Origin of the sequence: Pseudomonas umsongensis (assembly GCF_012647205.1) — a bacterium.
Taxonomy (GTDB): Bacteria; Pseudomonadota; Gammaproteobacteria; order Pseudomonadales; family Pseudomonadaceae; genus Aquipseudomonas; species Aquipseudomonas umsongensis.
The window spans coordinates 6,376,514-6,393,195 of the sequence record NZ_CP051487.1 but is presented as its reverse complement, the minus strand read 5'-3'; the positions used below and the strand labels follow the sequence as shown (position 1 = coordinate 6,393,195).

Below are 16,682 nucleotides of genomic sequence, written 5' to 3'. Positions count from 1 at the left end.
TACCTCGTTTGTCTTGCGTTCTTCTCTCGCACTGCCCGGAGCATCTGTGCCATGAGTTCTGCCTCGCTAATAAAGACCCCACCCGAGAAGGTGACGGTCAACGGTTGGGTGTTCTACACCTCTACCGCGTTGATTCTGTTGTTGACCGCCATTCTGATAATTGCCCCGCAAGAGGCCGGCAGACTGCTCGGTACGGCGCAAGCCTGGTTGTCCCGCAGCTTCGGCTGGTACTACATGGTGGTGATTGCCGCCTACCTGATTTTCGTGGTCGGCCTGGCGTTCTCCTCCTACGGCAAGCTCAAGCTGGGCAGCAAGGACGACACCCCGGACTTCAGTTACGGCGCCTGGGCGGGGATGCTGTTCTCCTCGGGTATCGGCATCTCGCTGCTGTACTTCGGTGCGTCCGAGCCGCTGGACCATTATTTCAACCCGCCGGAAGGCGTGGCCGGCAGCAACCTGGCGGCACGTCAGGCCGTGCAGCTGACGTTCCTGCACTGGGGCCTGCATGGCTGGGCGATCTACGCCTTGGTCGGCCTGGCGGTGGCGTACTTTGCCTACCGGCATAACCAGCCGCTGGCGCTGCGTTCGGCGCTGTACCCGCTGGTGGGTGAGCGTTGGGTCAAAGGCGCGGCCGGTCATGCGGTGGACGGCTTTGGCATGTTCGTGACCCTGCTGGGCCTGGTGACCAACCTGGGGATTGGTTCGCTGCAAGTGTCGTCGGGCCTGGAAAACCTGTTCGGCATGGAGCACAGCAACACCAACCTGCTGATCGTGATCATCGTGATGAGCACCGTGGCGACCATCGCTGCCGTGTCGGGTGTGGAAAACGGCATCCGCCGCCTGTCCAACCTCAACATCGTGCTGTTCAGCGGTCTGCTGATTTTCGTGCTGCTGTTCGGCCCGACCCTGCACCTGCTCAACGGCTTCGTGCAGAACGTTGGTGATTACCTGAACGGTGTGGTGCTGAAGACTTTCGATCTTTATGTGTACGAAGGCGACAGTGAGAAGTCTGACCGCTGGCTGGGCCTGTGGACCCTGTTCTACTGGGCCTGGTGGATTTCCTGGGCCCCATTCGTAGGCATGTTCATCGCACGTATTTCCCGTGGTCGCACGGTGCGTGAAATGGTTGCTGGCGTGCTCCTGATTCCGCTGGGTTTCACCCTGGCGTGGCTGTCGATTTTCGGTAACTCGGCGCTGGACCTGGTGATGAATCACGGCGCGGTGGAGCTCGGCAAGACTGCGCTGGAACAGCCGTCCATGGCGATCTACCAGTTGCTGGAGCATTACCCGGCATCGAAGGTGGTGATCGGTGTATCGATTTTCGTGGGCTTCGTGTTGTTCCTGACGCCGGCGGATTCGGGTGCGGTGATGATGGCCAACCTGTCGTGCAAGGGCGGTAACGTCGACGAAGATGCGCCGCACTGGCTGCGGATCTTCTGGTCGGTGGTGATCACCCTGGTGACCATCGGCCTGCTGTTCGCCGGTAACTTCGAAGCCATGCAAACCATGGTGGTTCTGGCCGGCTTGCCGTTCTCGGTGGTGTTGGTGTTCTTCATGTTCGGCTTGCACAAGGCCATGCGCCAGGACGTGCAGATTGAACAGGAGCAGGCGGAGTTGGCAGCGCGCGGTCGTCGTGGCTTCAGCGAGCGTTTGACGCAGCTGGACCTGCAGCCGAGCCAGTCGGTGGTACAACGCTTCATGGATAAGCATGTGAGCCCGGCATTGCAGGATGCGACGACGCAAATGCGTGCCCAAGGCCTCGAAGTGCAGACGCTGCTGGGCAAGTCCAAGCGCTGCATGGGAGTGCGGGTCGAGATGGAAGAGGGCAACCCTTTTGTCTACGAAGTCAGCCTGGACGGGTATCTGGCCACTCCAACCGAGTCAGCCCAGTCCGATGAGGCGCGTCAGCGTTACTACCGCGCCGAGGTGTACTTGCACAACGGTAGCCAGGACTACGACCTGATGGGTTTCACCCAGGATCAGATCACCCGTGACGTGCTCGATCAGTTTGAAAGCCATCGCCAGCTTCTTGGCCGGGTGTATAGCTAAGTTCTGAACTGATGCGGTGTTTCAGTGACACCGCGTCGCCTTCTTTGCGAGCAAGCCCGCTCCCACATTTGGAATGCATTCCCCTGTGGGAGCGGGCTTGCTCGCGAAGGGGTCATCAGCCGCAATGCTGCATTACCCGATTTCACACAAATAAAAACGCCGCGATCTCTCGCGGCGTTTTTGTGTCTGTGGCCTTAGCCCAGGTTCTTGCCGAGCAGCGCGTGGTACAGCTCGCTGTCGCCGAGAATCCCGACCACTTTGTTGTTGTCGTGCAACACCAGTTTGTTGCCGGTCTGATAACGAATCTGCAATGCGTCGCGCATGCCGATGTTGGAATCCACCAGCGTCGGCCGACGGCCCAGGCCTTCGACCGCCTGACCTGGAATCCAGTTCTGCAGGTCCAGGCTCGCACCGTTCTGGCGTGCGCCCTTGATGGTGTTGCCTTCGGCGAGGTCAAGCCACGAATCGCCGCCCGGATCGAGGCACACCGAGCCGTTGATGCGCTTGCAGTTGTCCAGGGTGCGCATCAGGCTGCGCCCGCACAGTACGTTCAGCGGGTTGGTGTGGGCGACGAAGGTCCGCACGTAGTCGTCCGCAGGGTTGAGGACGATTTCTTCGGGCTTGCTGTACTGGATGATCCGGCCGTCTTTCATGATCGCGATACGGCTGCCGAGCTTCAGGGCTTCATCGAGGTCGTGGCTCACGAACACGATGGTCTTGCTCAGCTTGCGTTGCAGCTCCAGCAGTTCGTCCTGCAGGCCCTGGCGGATCAGCGGGTCGAGTGCCGAGAACGGTTCGTCCATCAGCAGAATGTCGGCGTCCATCGCCAGCGCACGGGCCAGGCCCACACGTTGCTGCATGCCACCGGACAGCTCATCGGGTTTCTTGTTGCGCCATTGGGTCAGGCCCACCAGCTCAAGTTTTTCATCGACCAGTTTCCGGCGTTCCTTCTCCGGACGGCCCTGCATTTCCAGGCCGAAGCTGATGTTCTCGCGCACCGTCAGCCAAGGCATCAGGGCGAACTTCTGGAACACCATCGCAATGCGCTTGGTGCGCATCATTTTCAGCTCGGCCGCGGAGCAGGACGCGATGTTGATCTGCTTGCCTTCGTGTTCGACGAACAGCTTGCCACGGCTGACGGTGTTGAGACCGTTGATGCAACGCAGCAGGCTGGACTTGCCGGAGCCGGACAGGCCCATCAGCACGCAGATTTCACCTTTTTCGATATCCAGGCTGGCCTTTTCGACGCCAACGATTTGCCCGGTCTTTTTCAGGATCTCGCTGCGGGTCAAGCCTTGATCGAGAAGTTTCAGTGCTTCGCGTGGATCCTTGGTGAAGATCACGTCGACGTCTTCGAAGCGAATTATGCTCATGCGTCACCCCCTACTTTCGCGTCGGGTTGTTTGCAGATACGGTCGAGCATGATCGCCAGCAGTACGATCGCCAGGCCCGCTTCGAAGCCCAGGGCGATATCAGCAGTGTTCAGTGCGTTGACCACCGGTTTACCCAGTCCGTCGGCGCCCACCAGTGCCGCAATCACCACCATCGACAGCGACAGCATGATGCACTGGGTGATGCCGGCCGCGATGCTCGGCATGGCGTGGGGCAGTTCGATCCGTGTTAGTAGCTGGCGACGCGAGCAGCCAAAGGCCTTGCCGGCGTCCATCAGTTCTTGCGGGACATCGCGGATGCCCAGGTAGGTCAGGCGGATCGGCGCGGCGATGGCGAATACCACCGTGGAGATCAGGCCTGGCACCACACCCAGCCCGAAGAGGGTCAGGGTAGGAATGAGGTAAACGAAGGTCGGTACGGTCTGCATCAGATCGAGTACCGGACGCATAAAAGTGTAGAACATTGGCTTGTGCGCCGCGACGATGCCCAGTGGCACGCCGATGACCACGCAGACCAGGGTGGCAAACAGCACCTGGGCCAGGGTCTCCATGGTTTCCTGCCAGTACCCCAGGTTGAGGATCAGCAGAAAGGAGGCGATGACGAAAGCGGTCAGCCCCCATTTGCGCTGGATGAAGTGGGCCAGGAGGGCGATGAGGCCGATCAGTGCCAGCGGGTTGAACCAGGTCAGCGCGAAAGTCACGCCGTGGATCATCGTTTCCAGCGTCACGGCAATGGCGTCGAAGGTGTTGGCGCCGTGTTGCGTCAACCATTCGACAAAGCTCGCGATGTGCTGGCCTAAAGGGATTTTCTGATCAATCAGCATGGTAGTGAACGTCCGCATGCAAGGAAATTAACAGCCCGGACGGCGTGAGCCGCCCGGCATAAGCGATGCTCCCCGATTCAAGGCGCGAGTTTGGCTTTCACGGCCTCCAGGCCTGGTTTACCGTCAATGGTGGTCACGCCAGCGAGCCAGGTATCGAGCACCTGTGGATTCTTTTTCAGCCAGGCCTTGGCGGCCGCGTCAGGCTTCATCTTGTCGTCCAGGATGTTGCCCATCAGTTCGCTCTCCATGTCGACAGTGAACTCCAGGTTTTTCAGCAGTTGGCCCACGTTGCTGCACTCCTCGGCGTAACCCTTGCGGGTGTTGGTCGCCACGGTGGCAGCACCGAAATCCGGGCCAAAGAAATCGTCGCCGCCGGTCAGGTATTGAATCTTGAAGCGCTTGTTCATCGGGTGCGGCGCCCAGCCGAGGAAGACCACGGCGGTGTCGCGTTTCTGGGCGCGGTCGACCTGGGAGAGCATCCCCGCTTCGCTGGATTCGACGACCTTGAAGCCTGCGTCCTTGAGGCCGAAGGCGTTCTTGTCGATCATGCTCTGGATCAGGCGGTTGCCGTCGTTGCCGGGCTCGATGCCGTAGATCTTGCCGTCCAGTTCCTTCTTGAACTTGGCGATGTCGGCAAAATCATGCAGCCCTTTGTCGTACAGGGCTTGTGGCACGGCGAGGGTGTATTTGGCGCCCTTGAGGTTGGTGCGCACGGTTTCCACGGTGCCGGCGTCGCGGTAGGCCTTGATGTCGTTTTCCATGGTCGGCATCCAGTTACCGAGGAACACGTCCATGTTCTTCCCGTCGGCCAGGGACTTGTAGGTCACGGGCACGGAAATCATGGTGGTCTTGGTCTTGTAGCCGAGGGCGTTGAGCACGACGCTGGTGGTGGCGGTCGTTGCGGTGATGTCGGTCCAGCCGACATCGGAGAAGTTTACGGTGCTGCATTGAGCCGGTTCGGCGGCTTGCGCCATAACCGGCAGACTAAGCAGGGCGGCCAACAACAACGACGGGGAACCTTTCATGGATGGACTCCTTGGTGTTTTTTTTGGCAGTAGTTTCCGACTGGAACCACCGCACTTATAGGTTGCGGTTGGATGGCGTTCTGGAGACATCTCTACCACGGCGCCTTGCAATCGAGTCGTTACGATCATGTACCAGTGAAAATCTGACGCCTACAGGGTGCGTCGTAACCAGTACAGGGATGGTCGCATCCAGTGTCGGTGACGTCGTTTACAGATTTTTTCAGCCTCTTTTGTCCGTCTGAGCCGCAAAAAAACGGCGAAAACACGACGTGAAAGACACGCGGCGTTCGTGGACATGAGTGCGTCGGTGTGAGACGTCGAACGACAGGATAAAAGCCTGATGATGCGGCCATCACGACGGATTGCAGCTTGAGCGTAGCAGCTCCGTCACCGGGCGCTTCTGCGCCTGGAGTTGGCACATCCAGGAGTCCGGCAGTAATGGCTATCAGTGTTTTCGACCTGTTCAAAATCGGCATTGGCCCTTCCAGTTCACACACCGTGGGGCCTATGCGGGCCGCGGCGCTGTTCGTGCAGGGCTTGCGCGAACGCGGGCAGCTTGAGCAGGTTCGGCGCGTCGAAGTGCAGCTTTTTGGTTCGCTGTCGGCTACCGGCATCGGCCACGGCAGCGACAACGCGGTGATCATGGGCTTGATGGGGGAGTGGCCGGACGCGATCGATCCGTCGCAAATCGGCATCCGCATCGCCACCCTGCGCGAAACCGACACGCTGTTACTCGATGGCCGCCTGCCGGTGCCGTTCATCTGGGCTCGGGATATGCGCCTGATCGACGAAAACCTGCCATTCCATCCCAATGCCATGACCCTGATTGTCGAGGGCGATGACGGCGAGTTGCATCGCGACACCTACTATTCGGTGGGTGGCGGTTTTGTCGTCGATGAGGCACAAGCCAGCAGCGGGGTGGTCGACATGGATCACACCGAACTGCCGTACGATTTTTCCAGCGCTGCCGAGCTGCTGGAGTTGTGTAAAAAGCACAACCTGCGCGTGGCCGAATTGATGATGGCCAACGAGAAGGTGTGGCGCAGCGAAGAGGAAATCCGCAGTGGCCTGATGCACCTGTGGCGCGCCATGCAGGATTGCGTCGAACAAGGCCTCAAGCACGAGGGCATCCTGCCCGGCGGGCTGAACGTGCGCCGTCGCGCGGCGAAATTGCATCGCAGCTTGCAGGAGCTGAACAAGCCCAACGTGATCGGCTCGACACTGAGCGCCATGGAGTGGGTCAACCTGTTCGCCCTGGCGGTCAACGAAGAGAACGCCGCTGGTGGGCGCATGGTCACGGCACCGACCAATGGCGCGGCCGGGATCATCCCGGCGGTGCTGCACTACTTCATGAAGTTCAGCGAGGACGTGACCGACGCCAATGTCGTCGACTACATGCTCGGCGCGGCGTCGGTCGGGATCCTGTGCAAGAAGAACGCCTCCATCTCCGGTGCCGAAGTCGGCTGCCAGGGCGAAGTCGGCTCGGCCTGCGCCATGGCGGCCGCGGGCTTGGCAGAAATTTTGGGCGCCACACCGGAACAACTGTGCAACGCGGCGGAAATCGGCCTGGAGCACAACCTGGGGCTCACGTGTGACCCGGTGGGCGGCCTGGTGCAGGTGCCGTGCATCGAGCGCAACGCGATTGCCGCGGTGAAGGCGATCAATGCGGCGCAGATGGCATTGCGCGGCGATGGCCAGCACTTTATCTCCCTGGACCGGGTGATCCGCACGATGCGCGATACCGGGGCCGATATGCATGACAAGTATAAAGAGACGTCGCGGGGTGGGTTGGCGGTGAGTGCGGTGGAGTGTTGATGTAGCTTCAGGAATCACTTGGATACACGTGAAGAACCTTTTCAGCAGTAGCGTATTCTAGAATGCCGGGCTCAATATCCTGGCATCGAGGACTTATGCTGACGACAACGCTATCCGGTTCTGCTCCAAATCTCACTGTGGTGCCTCTGGATCCGGGATTTCGCGCAAAAACAACGCTGGTCCACAAACAATTGGTTTCGACAGCAAACAATCCGGGCTCCCTTCATCTTGCTAGCAGCAGCAAGTCGACATGGGTAAAGCACGATTGCTCTCCAGCGACGTTGTTGCATAGTGTCGAAGTTCATGCCAAACGTGGTCTGTTGAATTTAAATGCTTCGAAGGATTTTGCCACTGGGGCGCTCAGTCAAGAGTGCAAGCGTGAGGTTGAGCGCGCAGTGACCTCGACGGTAGCCGCGCTGAACCAAGTTTTGGCCAGGAGCGACGCCGGATCACCGTTGATTACGATTCACGAAAACCACTTGCTCGGTGATGGTTTGGTTTACGAGGACCGCAATATTCCCCGGCGGGGTAACCCCGACGATTATGATCGTTACCACACTCTTGGCGTTCCTTTTGCCGAAAATGGTCGCATGCAGGCCCATTATCATCTTGAGCTCAGGGGTGGGTTAACTGCCACAATCGTCGCTGATGTACTCAATAGCCTTAACGATATAGGGACGGTCATTGCAGGAAGGGAGATTATTTCAGCAGACGATATCGAGCTGATCCTTGGCAAGCTGCCGGATCGTGAAACAGCGAAGTCATCGTTGCGTATGGAAATCAAAGCTGTCCGACAGTTGATCCCCACTGAGCTTGACGCAAAGGCCTCAAAAACGCAGGTTCGCGATGAGCTATTTGGAGCATTCACTGCGTTGGGAAGCGCTAATGTCGAGATAAGTACAGGCCATGTGTTTCGGAACGCTCATATGAACGGGTTTCGCATCGCGGAGCCTGACTGTCTGGGTAATGGCAATACTCGTTTGAGCGATGATCTTGCATTGGTTGAGTCTTTTGCAGATGGTGCTTCGACTACGCCTTTGACTACCCTGCAATTCTTGGACATTCATCTTTCTTTTCGTAAAGCGATGGCTGATCTACCCGCTGCGGATGGGGATGGGATTGAGGTGAAGGAACTTCAGGCATTTAAAGAGCGGTTGGAGGCAGCCTCTGAGCAGGTAATAAGGATGTTGAGGCGTTCTTGATCGTCAAAATAATGCGCTGATGCGAAGTATAACGCTTGGCAGAGGGGGGCTTTGTGATTCGGACCAGTCAAAACTGCGCGTTAAGTGAACAGGTAATACCTGATGCGCCTCCTTTTGGCGCGTCGCTAACAGATAAGTACCTGACCTCAAAATCAGGTCCTCCCCATCCCGGACCACCCGTCACCCCGTGCCTGCGGTGACACTCTTACAGAGCTCCCTGTAGCCCTGTTCCCACAAGTGCTACCGTTTTGCTCAAACGCAACGGGGCAGAGCGCTTGCAGCCATTGATGGCACTTATAACCCTTACTCCCTGCGCGTCATATATAGACACATTCCGACGTCGTTTTTAGGAGTTATTGAACGCGTATTCAAATTTAGGCATGGCATTTGCTCTGTCATTACAAAGCCCGTCTCCCATGCGAGAACGATGGCAATAACAAGAGCCTCCGCCTGAGGCCATCACCCGCTTTGTGTGAGGAGATACTGCGATGACGACGTTCAACTCCGGGGCCCAACCCCAGAACCGTGCGCCACAATCCATCGGCTTTCTGTTGCTGGACAATTTCACGCTGATTTCCCTGGCATCCGCAGTCGAACCACTGCGTATGGCCAACCAGCTGTCCGGTCGCGAGCTGTATCGTTGGACCACTCTCACCGTCGATGGCGGGCAAGTCTGGGCCAGTGACGGTCTGCAAATCACCCCCGATGCCTCCATGCACAAAGCCCCGCCAATGGACACCGTGATTGTCTGCGGCGGTATCGGAATTCAACGCACGGTTACCCGCGAACACGTGTCTTGGCTGCAGAGCCAGGCGCGGCAGTCCCGTCGCCTGGGTGCGGTGTGCACCGGCAGCTGGGCCCTGGCGTGCGCCGGCCTGCTCGACGGTTTCGATTGCAGCGTGCACTGGGAATGCCTGGCGGCGATGCAGGAAGCGTTTCCGCGGGTGGCCATGAGTACTCGCCTGTTCACCCTCGACCGTAACCGTTTCACCAGCTCCGGCGGCACCGCGCCGCTGGACATGATGCTGCACCTGATCAGCCGCGATCACGGTCGTGAACTGTCGGCCGCGATCTCGGAGATGTTCGTCTACGAGCGCATCCGCAACGAACAGGATCACCAGCGCGTACCGCTCAAGCACATGCTCGGCACCAACCAGCCGAAACTGCAGGAAATCGTCGCGCTGATGGAAGCCAACCTCGAAGAGCCGATCGACCTCGACGAACTGGCGGTGTACGTCGCCGTGTCCCGTCGTCAGCTGGAGCGGCTGTTCCAGAAGTACCTGCATTGCTCGCCTTCGCGGTACTACCTGAAGCTGCGCTTGATCCGCGCTCGGCAACTGCTCAAGCAAACGCCAATGTCGATCATCGAAGTGGCATCGGTTTGTGGCTTCGTGTCCACGCCGCACTTCTCCAAGTGCTACCGCGAGTACTTCGGCATTCCGCCACGCGACGAGCGCGTAGGTTCCAACACCACGCAGCAAGTGGCGATGATGCCGCTGCCACAGGCATTGGTGCTTTCACCGTTGTCCGGGCCGTTGTCGGCGCTGAGTCAGGCGCGTAATGAGTCGACGTTCGCCAGCGTAAGGCTCTAATAGCGAGTCGCTTCATTCGCGAGCAGGCTCGCTCCCACATTGACCGAGTTCCAACATTGGGATGCGGTCGAATGTGGGAGCGAGCCTGCTCGCGAAGGCGTTTTAGCGGGTGGTGTGGCTCTGTTGGTATTGCGCCAACGCTGGCAGCAATTGCTTGTCGATGGCCTGGCGCACAGCCGGCAGGATCGTCGCGCTGCTGGTGTACATCTCCTTGACCATCTTGCGAAGTTCATAGGCCCGAGCATCGTCCAGGCCCCTTACCGCGCATTCGCAAGCCTGTTCGGCCGTCGCGCCGCTCGGCACTTGAAAACCCAATGACTTGAGCTGGCCCAACAGGTCTTCCTGGTCTATCAAATCGGCGTGCATCATGACGCAAATCCTTCTTCTGGGAATGATGTCGTGGGTCGATTCTGGTAGTGGCACGCAGTGGCGGCAAGGGCGATTTGTCGTTATGGCAGCATTGACTATGAACAGGTCGTTTTCGGGCTATTTACCTGCGCTGAGAGTCGGCACACTGGACCCAGCTTGCTTCACGAGGGTTTGGTCACCTTCCCGCGGCAGCTCCTCAACAGTACCCTCTGCCTCGATCCTGTCACGGCTTGATCGGGGCTTTTTTTTGCCTGTGGTTTCTGTGTGGTCTGTACAGTCGCCTTCGCGAGCAGGCTCGCTTGTATGGTAGGACTTGAAGGGAGGAGGAGGGACAAGGCTCGATTCTGACTGTTGACGCAGTACAGACTGTGGGAGAGTTCGCCCCTCCTCCTTTCACCCAAGCGCCGATAAAGAATGCATCTGGCCTAGACCGACGATAGGAACAAGCCTGCGCCTCTGGGTGAGCCCTTCAAGTGCTTAAAACCTTATCCCGGAGGAAAACCTATGGCAATGCCGGTTTCTGTTTCAAAGCCGATCGTGGGCGTGGATGTCGCCAAGAAAGAATTGGTGATTTATCACGCCGAACTGGACCTGCTTGAAGAGATTCCCAACAACAAAACCAGCATCAACAAGTGGTTAAAGGACTTGCCGGGGAGTGTGGCTATTGCTATTGAAGCCACCAACATCTACCACCTGGAGTTCGCTGACCTGGCCTTTGAGGCCGGCTGCGTGATTTACATGGTGGGCGGCTATGAGCTCAAACATTACCGAGAAGGTGTGAAGGTCCGTGCCAAAACCGATGCACTGGATGCCAAACTGCTTGCTCGCTATCTGAAGAACGAGCATGAAGAACTTCACCCATGGACGCCGCCGACACCGCTGTATCGCCAACTCCTGAGTCTTTTTCGCCGCCGGGCGGCCTTGGTCCAGGCCAGGGTCGGCCTAGTGCAAAGCTGGTCGAATGAGCCCTTGCTGAAGGCTGCTTTTTCCGAGCAAATAAAGTCCATGCAGCAGCTTGAGACGCTGATCGAAAAGACGATCAACGATCAGCTGAAAGAAGCCGGTTTGCTGGGGCAGTTGAAGCGTTGCTTGAAAGTTGAAGGGGTTGGATTTTTGACTGGCGCGCGCTTGCTCACGGCGTTCCAGCGCGGAGACTTCCGAAACGCAGATGCCTTTATCGCCTTTCTTGGAATGGACTTGCGGGTGTCAAAATCAGGGCAAAAAGATGGTCGCCGGAGTTTGACCAAGCGAGGCGATCCAGAAGCCCGCCGCCTTCTGCACAATGCGGCTATGTCGGCGAGTCGAACCGAAGCCTGGAAAGGGTTTTACCAAGAACAAAGAAATCGGGGTTTCAGCACCACTCAAGCCCTGGTGATGCTGGCTCGCAAGCTCGCTCGTATCGTATTCGCCCTGCTGAAGGGGCAGAGTGAATACCAACCGAAAACCAGTTGAGGGCTTCCCCTCAACCATAGAATCTCCCACATTTGATCTGCGTCATGCGCAAATCCCTGTGGGAGCGGGCTTGCTCGCGAAGAACGATGACGCGGTTTAACGCTGTAGCACGAGGATGCGCGACAACAACTCATCCCGATCCACATAACACCCCTGGAAATGGCGGGCACCCGTGGCAGGGTCGAAGGCGTTGCGCGCGTGCAGGGTACGGCGATTGTCGAAGCACCAGAGTTCGCCGGGGTTGAGCCTTTGCATCAGCCTGAATCGAGGCTCGCGAGTCATCGCGATGAAACGGCGATAGGCGTGATAGAGCCTGGGCATCTGCTCCACCGATGCATCGAACGGCCCTCGCAGAAAGTTCGCCATGCGGATTTCCGAGACCCGCCCCAAGGTATCCAGCGCGATGATCGGCGCCAGGCAACGATAGTCACTGAGGCGGTCTTTATTGCGAAATTCCACGGGGATTTCGCACAGGCTTCGGAACGACTCGGGGTCCTCCTGGCGTAACGCCTCGGCGATGGCAAAACCGTCGACGAAAATACTCTCGCCACCCTCGGCATCGTTGACCAGGCAATGCAGGAACTGCAGCCCCGGTTGCAACTCGCGCGTCGGCAGGTCGCTGTGCAGCGGCAAGTTGAAAGCGGTGTAGGCGTTGCTGTCGGCGTCGGCCTTCGATTGCACATTGAACAGCACGCCGAAATTGCTCTCGCGGATGAAGGAAATGCGCTGGGCGACCAGCTTCAGCGAGCCAGGCTCGGTGGGTACGCCACGGACCTGGGTCAGGCCGGTGTCACGCACGGCCAGCAGCCATTGCAATAGCGCCTGGTTGTCGTTCATCAGTGCTTGATACTCGAACGCCGGCAACTGCAAATCACTGTGCCAAAGCCTGGCCTTGGGCTTGCTTGCCAGGCGCTCGGCGCGGGACTCGTCGTCGTAGGCGTGGGCCCGCAACCAGCCAGGGTCGAAGCGGCTGAGGTGGCCATCCTGCCACTGCACGCTCAGGCAACCATCAGGGTCGACACTGGTTTGGACAGGCTTAAGGTTCTCCGGCACATCGACGATTTCCAGCACCTGTTCGCGCGTCACCGTGTAGACGCATTGCGGACACGGGCAATTGTCCCGCAGCCATGGGTGGTGGAAGGGACTGACGCGGTTGTCGGCCCACGTCACCAGGATACGATCGGCCATGGCCTGCACGCCTGTCAGCGCGCTGATCAGCGGATAAGTACGGAAGTCGGCAAAAGCGGCGGCAGTGTTCATGGGATCTCCTTGTTATTTTTTTGGCGGCAATGCGATCACTCGGCCGATGCAGGCGGGGGCGGGCAGGTCGCTCTGTTCGGCGACCATGGCTTGCAGCCGGCCCAGGGTCTGCTCGCTGAATGGCGTGGAGCGTGGTCCGGCGAGGTCGACGTGCAACAGCATTTGCTCGTTGCCCGCCAGCTCCTTGGCGTCGCCCACCAAGTGCAGGCTGTGGTAGAGGTGCAGGCGTTTACTGTCGTGGCCGATGATTTGCGTGTGCACCTCGACCTCGGCGTCGAGCTTCACTTCGTGCAGGTAGTTGAGGTGCAGTTCCAGGGTGAACAGCGAGTTGCCGCTGGCTTCGCGGTTGCTGCTGTCCATGCCGAGGCGGTCCATCAGGGCATCGGTGGCGTAGCTGAAGATCAGCAGGTAGAACGCGTCGCGCAGGTGGCCGTTGTAGTCGACCCAATCGGGGATGATGCGGGTTTGATAGGTGGTTAGTGCGGGCATCTTGCTCTCCAGAGATGATCGTTCCCACGCTCTGCGTGGTAACGCCTCCTGTGACGCTCTGCGTCACGATCTTTTGGGACGCCGAGCGTCCCGGGCTGCATTCCCACGCAGAGCGTGGGAACGATCAGTGGTACGGGTTACTCGCTGAAACTCATCCCATGCTTCTCTTTGGTGGTCTTCACGGCTTCCAGCACCGCCAGCAGGCAATCATCACGATAGCGCTCCAGCGCCGAAATGCTGTGTGTGCCCAACTGATCGCTGGTGCCATCCACCACATCGTCGATCAGTTTTTCCGTCAGTTCCGGCGCCGGCAGGTAGGTCCATGGCAACTGCAGGGCGGGGCCGAACTGTGCCATGAAGTGGCGCATCCCGGCGTCGCCACCGGCCAGGGTATAGGTCAGGAATGTGCCCATGAACGACCAACGCAGACCGGCGCCAAAACGAATCGCGTCGTCGATTTCGCCGGTCGTCGCCACACCGTCGTTGACCAGGTGCAGCGCCTCGCGCCACAGCGCTTCGAGCAAGCGGTCGGCGATGAATCCCGGCACTTCCTTGCGCACGTGCAGCGGGCGCATGCCAAGCGATTCGTAGACTTTCATAGCCGCCTGCACGGCTTCGGGGGCGGTATTCTTGCCACCGACCACTTCCACCAATGGCAACAGGTAAACCGGGTTGAACGGGTGGCCGACCACACAGCGCTCCGGGTGGGTCGAACTCTCGTAGAACTCGCTTGGCAACAGGCCGGAGGTGCTGGAGCCGATCAATGCATTGGGCTTGGCCGCGGCGCTGATCTTGCTGTGCAACTCCAGTTTTAGTTCCAGGCGCTCAGGAGCGCTTTCCTGGATGAAATCGGCGTCGCGCACGCATTCTTCGATGGTTGCGACAAAGCGCAGGCGATCCTGCGAGGCTCCGGGCGCCAGGCCTTGTTTCTCAAGGGCGCCCCAGGCATTGGCGACGCGTTTGCGCAGGGCGGCTTCGGCACCGGGGGCCGGGTCCCAGGCCACCACGTCGAGGCCGTGGGCGAGGGCGCGGGACACCCAGCCGCTGCCGATGACACCGCTGCCCAGTGCGGCGAAGGTTTTGATTTCGGTAATGAAGGTCATGGCAATTTCCTGAAGAATTCGATGATTCCCTTGTGGGGCAGACCCTTGCCACAAAAGCCCACACCCACAAGGGGAAAAAGGGTGGGGAGGATTAACCGCGCTGTTTCAGGCCCATTTTCTTGCGGCCCTCAGCAGGCGTGAGCACACGGGCACCGAGGCGGCTGAGGATTTCGCTGGCGCGTTCGACCAGTTGGCCATTGGTCGCCAGTACGCCCTTGTCCAGCCACAAGTTGTCTTCCAGCCCAACTCGCACGTTGCCACCCAGCAGCACGGCTTGCGCGGCCATCGGCATTTGCATGCGGCCGATGCCGAAACCGGCCCACACGGCGTCGGCCGGCAGGTTGTCGACCATGGCTTTCATGGTAGTGGTGTCAGCCGGCGCGCCCCACGGGATGCCCAGGCACAGTTGGAACAGCGGGTTGTCGAGCAGGCCTTCCTTGATCATCTGCTTGGCGAACCACAGGTGACCGGTGTCGAAGATCTCCAGCTCGGCCTTAACGCCCAGTTCCTGGATGCGTTTGGCGCCCGCACGCAGCTGTGCCGGAGTAGAGACGTAAATGGTGTCGCCATCGCCGAAGTTCAGGGTGCCGCAATCGAGGGTGCAGATTTCCGGCAGCAGTTCCTCGACATGGGCCAGACGAGTCAACGGGCCGACCAGGTCAGTGTTCGGGCCGAACTCCATCGGGTTCTCGCCCGCGCCGATTTCCAGGTCGCCGCCCATGCCGGCAGTGAGGTTGACGATGATGTCCACGTCGGCTTCGCGGATGCGCTCCATCACTTCGCGGTACAGCGCCACGTCACGGCTGAACTTGCCGGTTTCGGGGTCGCGAACGTGGCAGTGAACCACGGTAGCGCCGGCCTTGGCGGCCTCCACGGCAGCGGCCGCAATCTGTTTCGGGGTGACCGGCACATGAGGGCTCTTGGCGGTCGTGTCGCCAGCACCGGTGAGTGCGCAGGTGATGATGACGTCGTGGTTCATTTGGCGGTTTCCTTCAGGCGTGGTGGTCCCGTTCGCAGCCCGTTCGGGCCGCGAATCGGTGGTTCAATTGAGGGTTACTTGCTGGTCAGCTTGAGGTTTTCAGCCGCAGGCTTGCCGTCGAAGGTGGTCACGCCTTCCAGCCAGCGCTGCTTGTCTTGCGGGTGATCCTTCAGCCACTGTTTGGCGGACTCGAAGGCGTCCTTGTGATCCAGCAGCGGCTGCATCATCCGGCTTTCATCTTCGGCGGTGAACGTCAGGTTGCTCAGCAGGCGACCGATGTTCGGGCACTGCTCGGCGTAGGTCGGCGAGGTCACGGTCCAAACCGTGGCCATGCCTTCGTTAGGGCCGAGGGCGTCTTCACTGCCGGTGAGATAGGTCATCTGTACGTTGACGTTCATGGGGTGCGGTGCCCAGCCGAAGAACACCACGGCTTCCTTGCGGCGCACGGCGCGATCCACCGCCGCGAGCATGCCCGCCTCGCTGGATTCGACCAGTTGGAATTTGCCGAGGCCGAACTGATTCTTGGCAATCATCGCCTTGATCTGGGTGTTGGCGCCTGAGCCTGGCTCGATGCCGTAGATCTTGCCGCCCAGCTCTTTTTCGAACTTGGCGATGTCGGCGAAGGTCTTCAGGCCCTTGTCGGCGAGATAGGTCGGAACGGCGAGGGTGGCACGTGCGTCTTTCAAGTTGGGCGCTTCAAGCACCTTGACCTGATTGGCGTCGACGAACGGGGTGATGGTCTGGGTCATCAGCGGGTTCCAGTAACCCAGGAACAGGTCCAGGCGCTGATCGCGAATCCCGGCGAAGATGATTTGCTGGGAGGCGCTGGTTTGTTTGGTGCTGTAGCCGAGGCCGTCGAGCAATACCTGGGTCATCGCACTGGTGGCGATCACGTCGGTCCAGTTCACCACGCCCATGCGCACGTTCTGGCACGACGCCGGTTCGGCTGCCATGACACTGGCGCTCAGCAAAGCGGTACCACTGAGTGCAAGAACACAGCTGCTGATCAGTCGTTTCATTCTCAGGTTCCTCGGCAGTTTCATTATTGTGGGTCCGGTCGTCTGTGCGCCGGTGATGTCACGTTACGCAGCTAATCTGCCACGAAAGCGCACTGCGGCGACCGACTCTTGCA

The 16,682-nt window shown here is 59.4% G+C and carries 14 protein-coding genes; 5 read left to right on the top strand and 9 right to left on the bottom strand.

The genetic code is table 11. The features are described 5' to 3' along the window. Positions 1-108: 108 nt before the first annotated feature. Positions 109-2,049 carry a BCCT family transporter gene (locus HGP31_RS28990; RefSeq protein ID WP_225441959.1) on the top strand — a complete coding sequence of 647 codons (1,941 nt, stop codon included), beginning with the start codon at positions 109-111 and terminating at the stop codon, positions 2,047-2,049. A gap of 194 nt (positions 2,050-2,243) precedes the next feature. Here the strand turns inward: HGP31_RS28990 and choV are convergent, their stop codons facing one another. From choV to HGP31_RS28975, 3 genes are all read right to left on the bottom strand, one after another. Further along, positions 2,244-3,422 (bottom strand): choline ABC transporter ATP-binding protein, encoded by a 1,179-nt coding sequence (gene choV, locus HGP31_RS28985; RefSeq protein ID WP_020796090.1) that lies wholly within the window; start codon positions 3,420-3,422, stop codon positions 2,244-2,246. Then, positions 3,419-4,264 (bottom strand): choline ABC transporter permease subunit, encoded by an 846-nt coding sequence (gene choW, locus HGP31_RS28980; RefSeq protein WP_020796089.1) that lies wholly within the window; start codon positions 4,262-4,264, stop codon positions 3,419-3,421. The genes choV and choW overlap by 4 nt, the downstream gene beginning before the upstream one ends. A 77-nt stretch (positions 4,265-4,341) precedes the next feature. Beyond that, the gene (locus tag HGP31_RS28975; protein ID WP_020796088.1) at positions 4,342-5,289 is read right to left on the bottom strand and encodes a choline ABC transporter substrate-binding protein; all 948 of its coding nucleotides are present in this window, start codon (positions 5,287-5,289) and stop codon (positions 4,342-4,344) included. 438 nt (positions 5,290-5,727) lie between these two features. Here HGP31_RS28975 and HGP31_RS28970 point away from each other — a divergent pair, with 438 nt between their 5' ends. From HGP31_RS28970 to gbdR, 3 genes are all read left to right on the top strand, one after another. Further along, positions 5,728-7,104: an L-serine ammonia-lyase gene (locus tag HGP31_RS28970; protein WP_151143613.1), complete on the top strand. Its 1,377-nt coding sequence runs from the start codon at positions 5,728-5,730 to the stop codon at positions 7,102-7,104. 95 nt (positions 7,105-7,199) lie between these two features. Further along, positions 7,200-8,306: a hypothetical protein gene (locus HGP31_RS28965; protein WP_168759061.1), complete on the top strand. Its 1,107-nt coding sequence runs from the start codon at positions 7,200-7,202 to the stop codon at positions 8,304-8,306. A gap of 488 nt (positions 8,307-8,794) precedes the next feature. After that, entirely contained in the window at positions 8,795-9,898 is a 1,104-nt protein-coding gene (gene gbdR / locus HGP31_RS28960) for a choline metabolism transcriptional regulator GbdR (protein WP_007975492.1), read from the top strand. Between the two features lie 102 nt (positions 9,899-10,000). Here gbdR and HGP31_RS28955 read toward each other — a convergent pair whose 3' ends face one another. Beyond that, positions 10,001-10,267, bottom strand: coding sequence for a hypothetical protein (locus tag HGP31_RS28955; protein WP_020796085.1), 267 nt, complete (start codon positions 10,265-10,267; stop codon positions 10,001-10,003). Between the two features lie 504 nt (positions 10,268-10,771). Between HGP31_RS28955 and HGP31_RS28950 the strand changes: the two genes are divergently transcribed. Continuing rightward, positions 10,772-11,719, top strand: a complete 948-nt coding sequence (locus HGP31_RS28950; RefSeq protein ID WP_168757207.1) for an IS110 family RNA-guided transposase — start codon at positions 10,772-10,774, stop codon at positions 11,717-11,719. 96 nt (positions 11,720-11,815) lie between these two features. Here the strand turns inward: HGP31_RS28950 and HGP31_RS28945 are convergent, their stop codons facing one another. The 5 genes from HGP31_RS28945 to HGP31_RS28925 form a co-directional block, all read right to left on the bottom strand. Continuing rightward, complete coding sequence (locus HGP31_RS28945) at positions 11,816-12,979, bottom strand: gamma-butyrobetaine dioxygenase (RefSeq protein WP_168759060.1); 1,164 nt, start codon at positions 12,977-12,979, stop codon at positions 11,816-11,818. Between the two features lie 12 nt (positions 12,980-12,991). Beyond that, positions 12,992-13,468: a thioesterase family protein gene (locus tag HGP31_RS28940; protein WP_168759059.1), complete on the bottom strand. Its 477-nt coding sequence runs from the start codon at positions 13,466-13,468 to the stop codon at positions 12,992-12,994. 137 nt (positions 13,469-13,605) lie between these two features. Next, positions 13,606-14,571: an L-carnitine dehydrogenase gene (locus tag HGP31_RS28935; RefSeq protein ID WP_020796081.1), complete on the bottom strand. Its 966-nt coding sequence runs from the start codon at positions 14,569-14,571 to the stop codon at positions 13,606-13,608. A gap of 91 nt (positions 14,572-14,662) precedes the next feature. After that, entirely contained in the window at positions 14,663-15,550 is an 888-nt protein-coding gene (gene cdhC, locus HGP31_RS28930; protein ID WP_020796079.1) for a 3-dehydrocarnitine:acetyl-CoA trimethylamine transferase CdhC, read from the bottom strand. A 74-nt stretch (positions 15,551-15,624) separates the two neighbouring features. Then, positions 15,625-16,569, bottom strand: coding sequence for a choline ABC transporter substrate-binding protein (locus HGP31_RS28925; protein ID WP_020796078.1), 945 nt, complete (start codon positions 16,567-16,569; stop codon positions 15,625-15,627). Between the last annotated feature and the right edge of the window lie 113 nt (positions 16,570-16,682).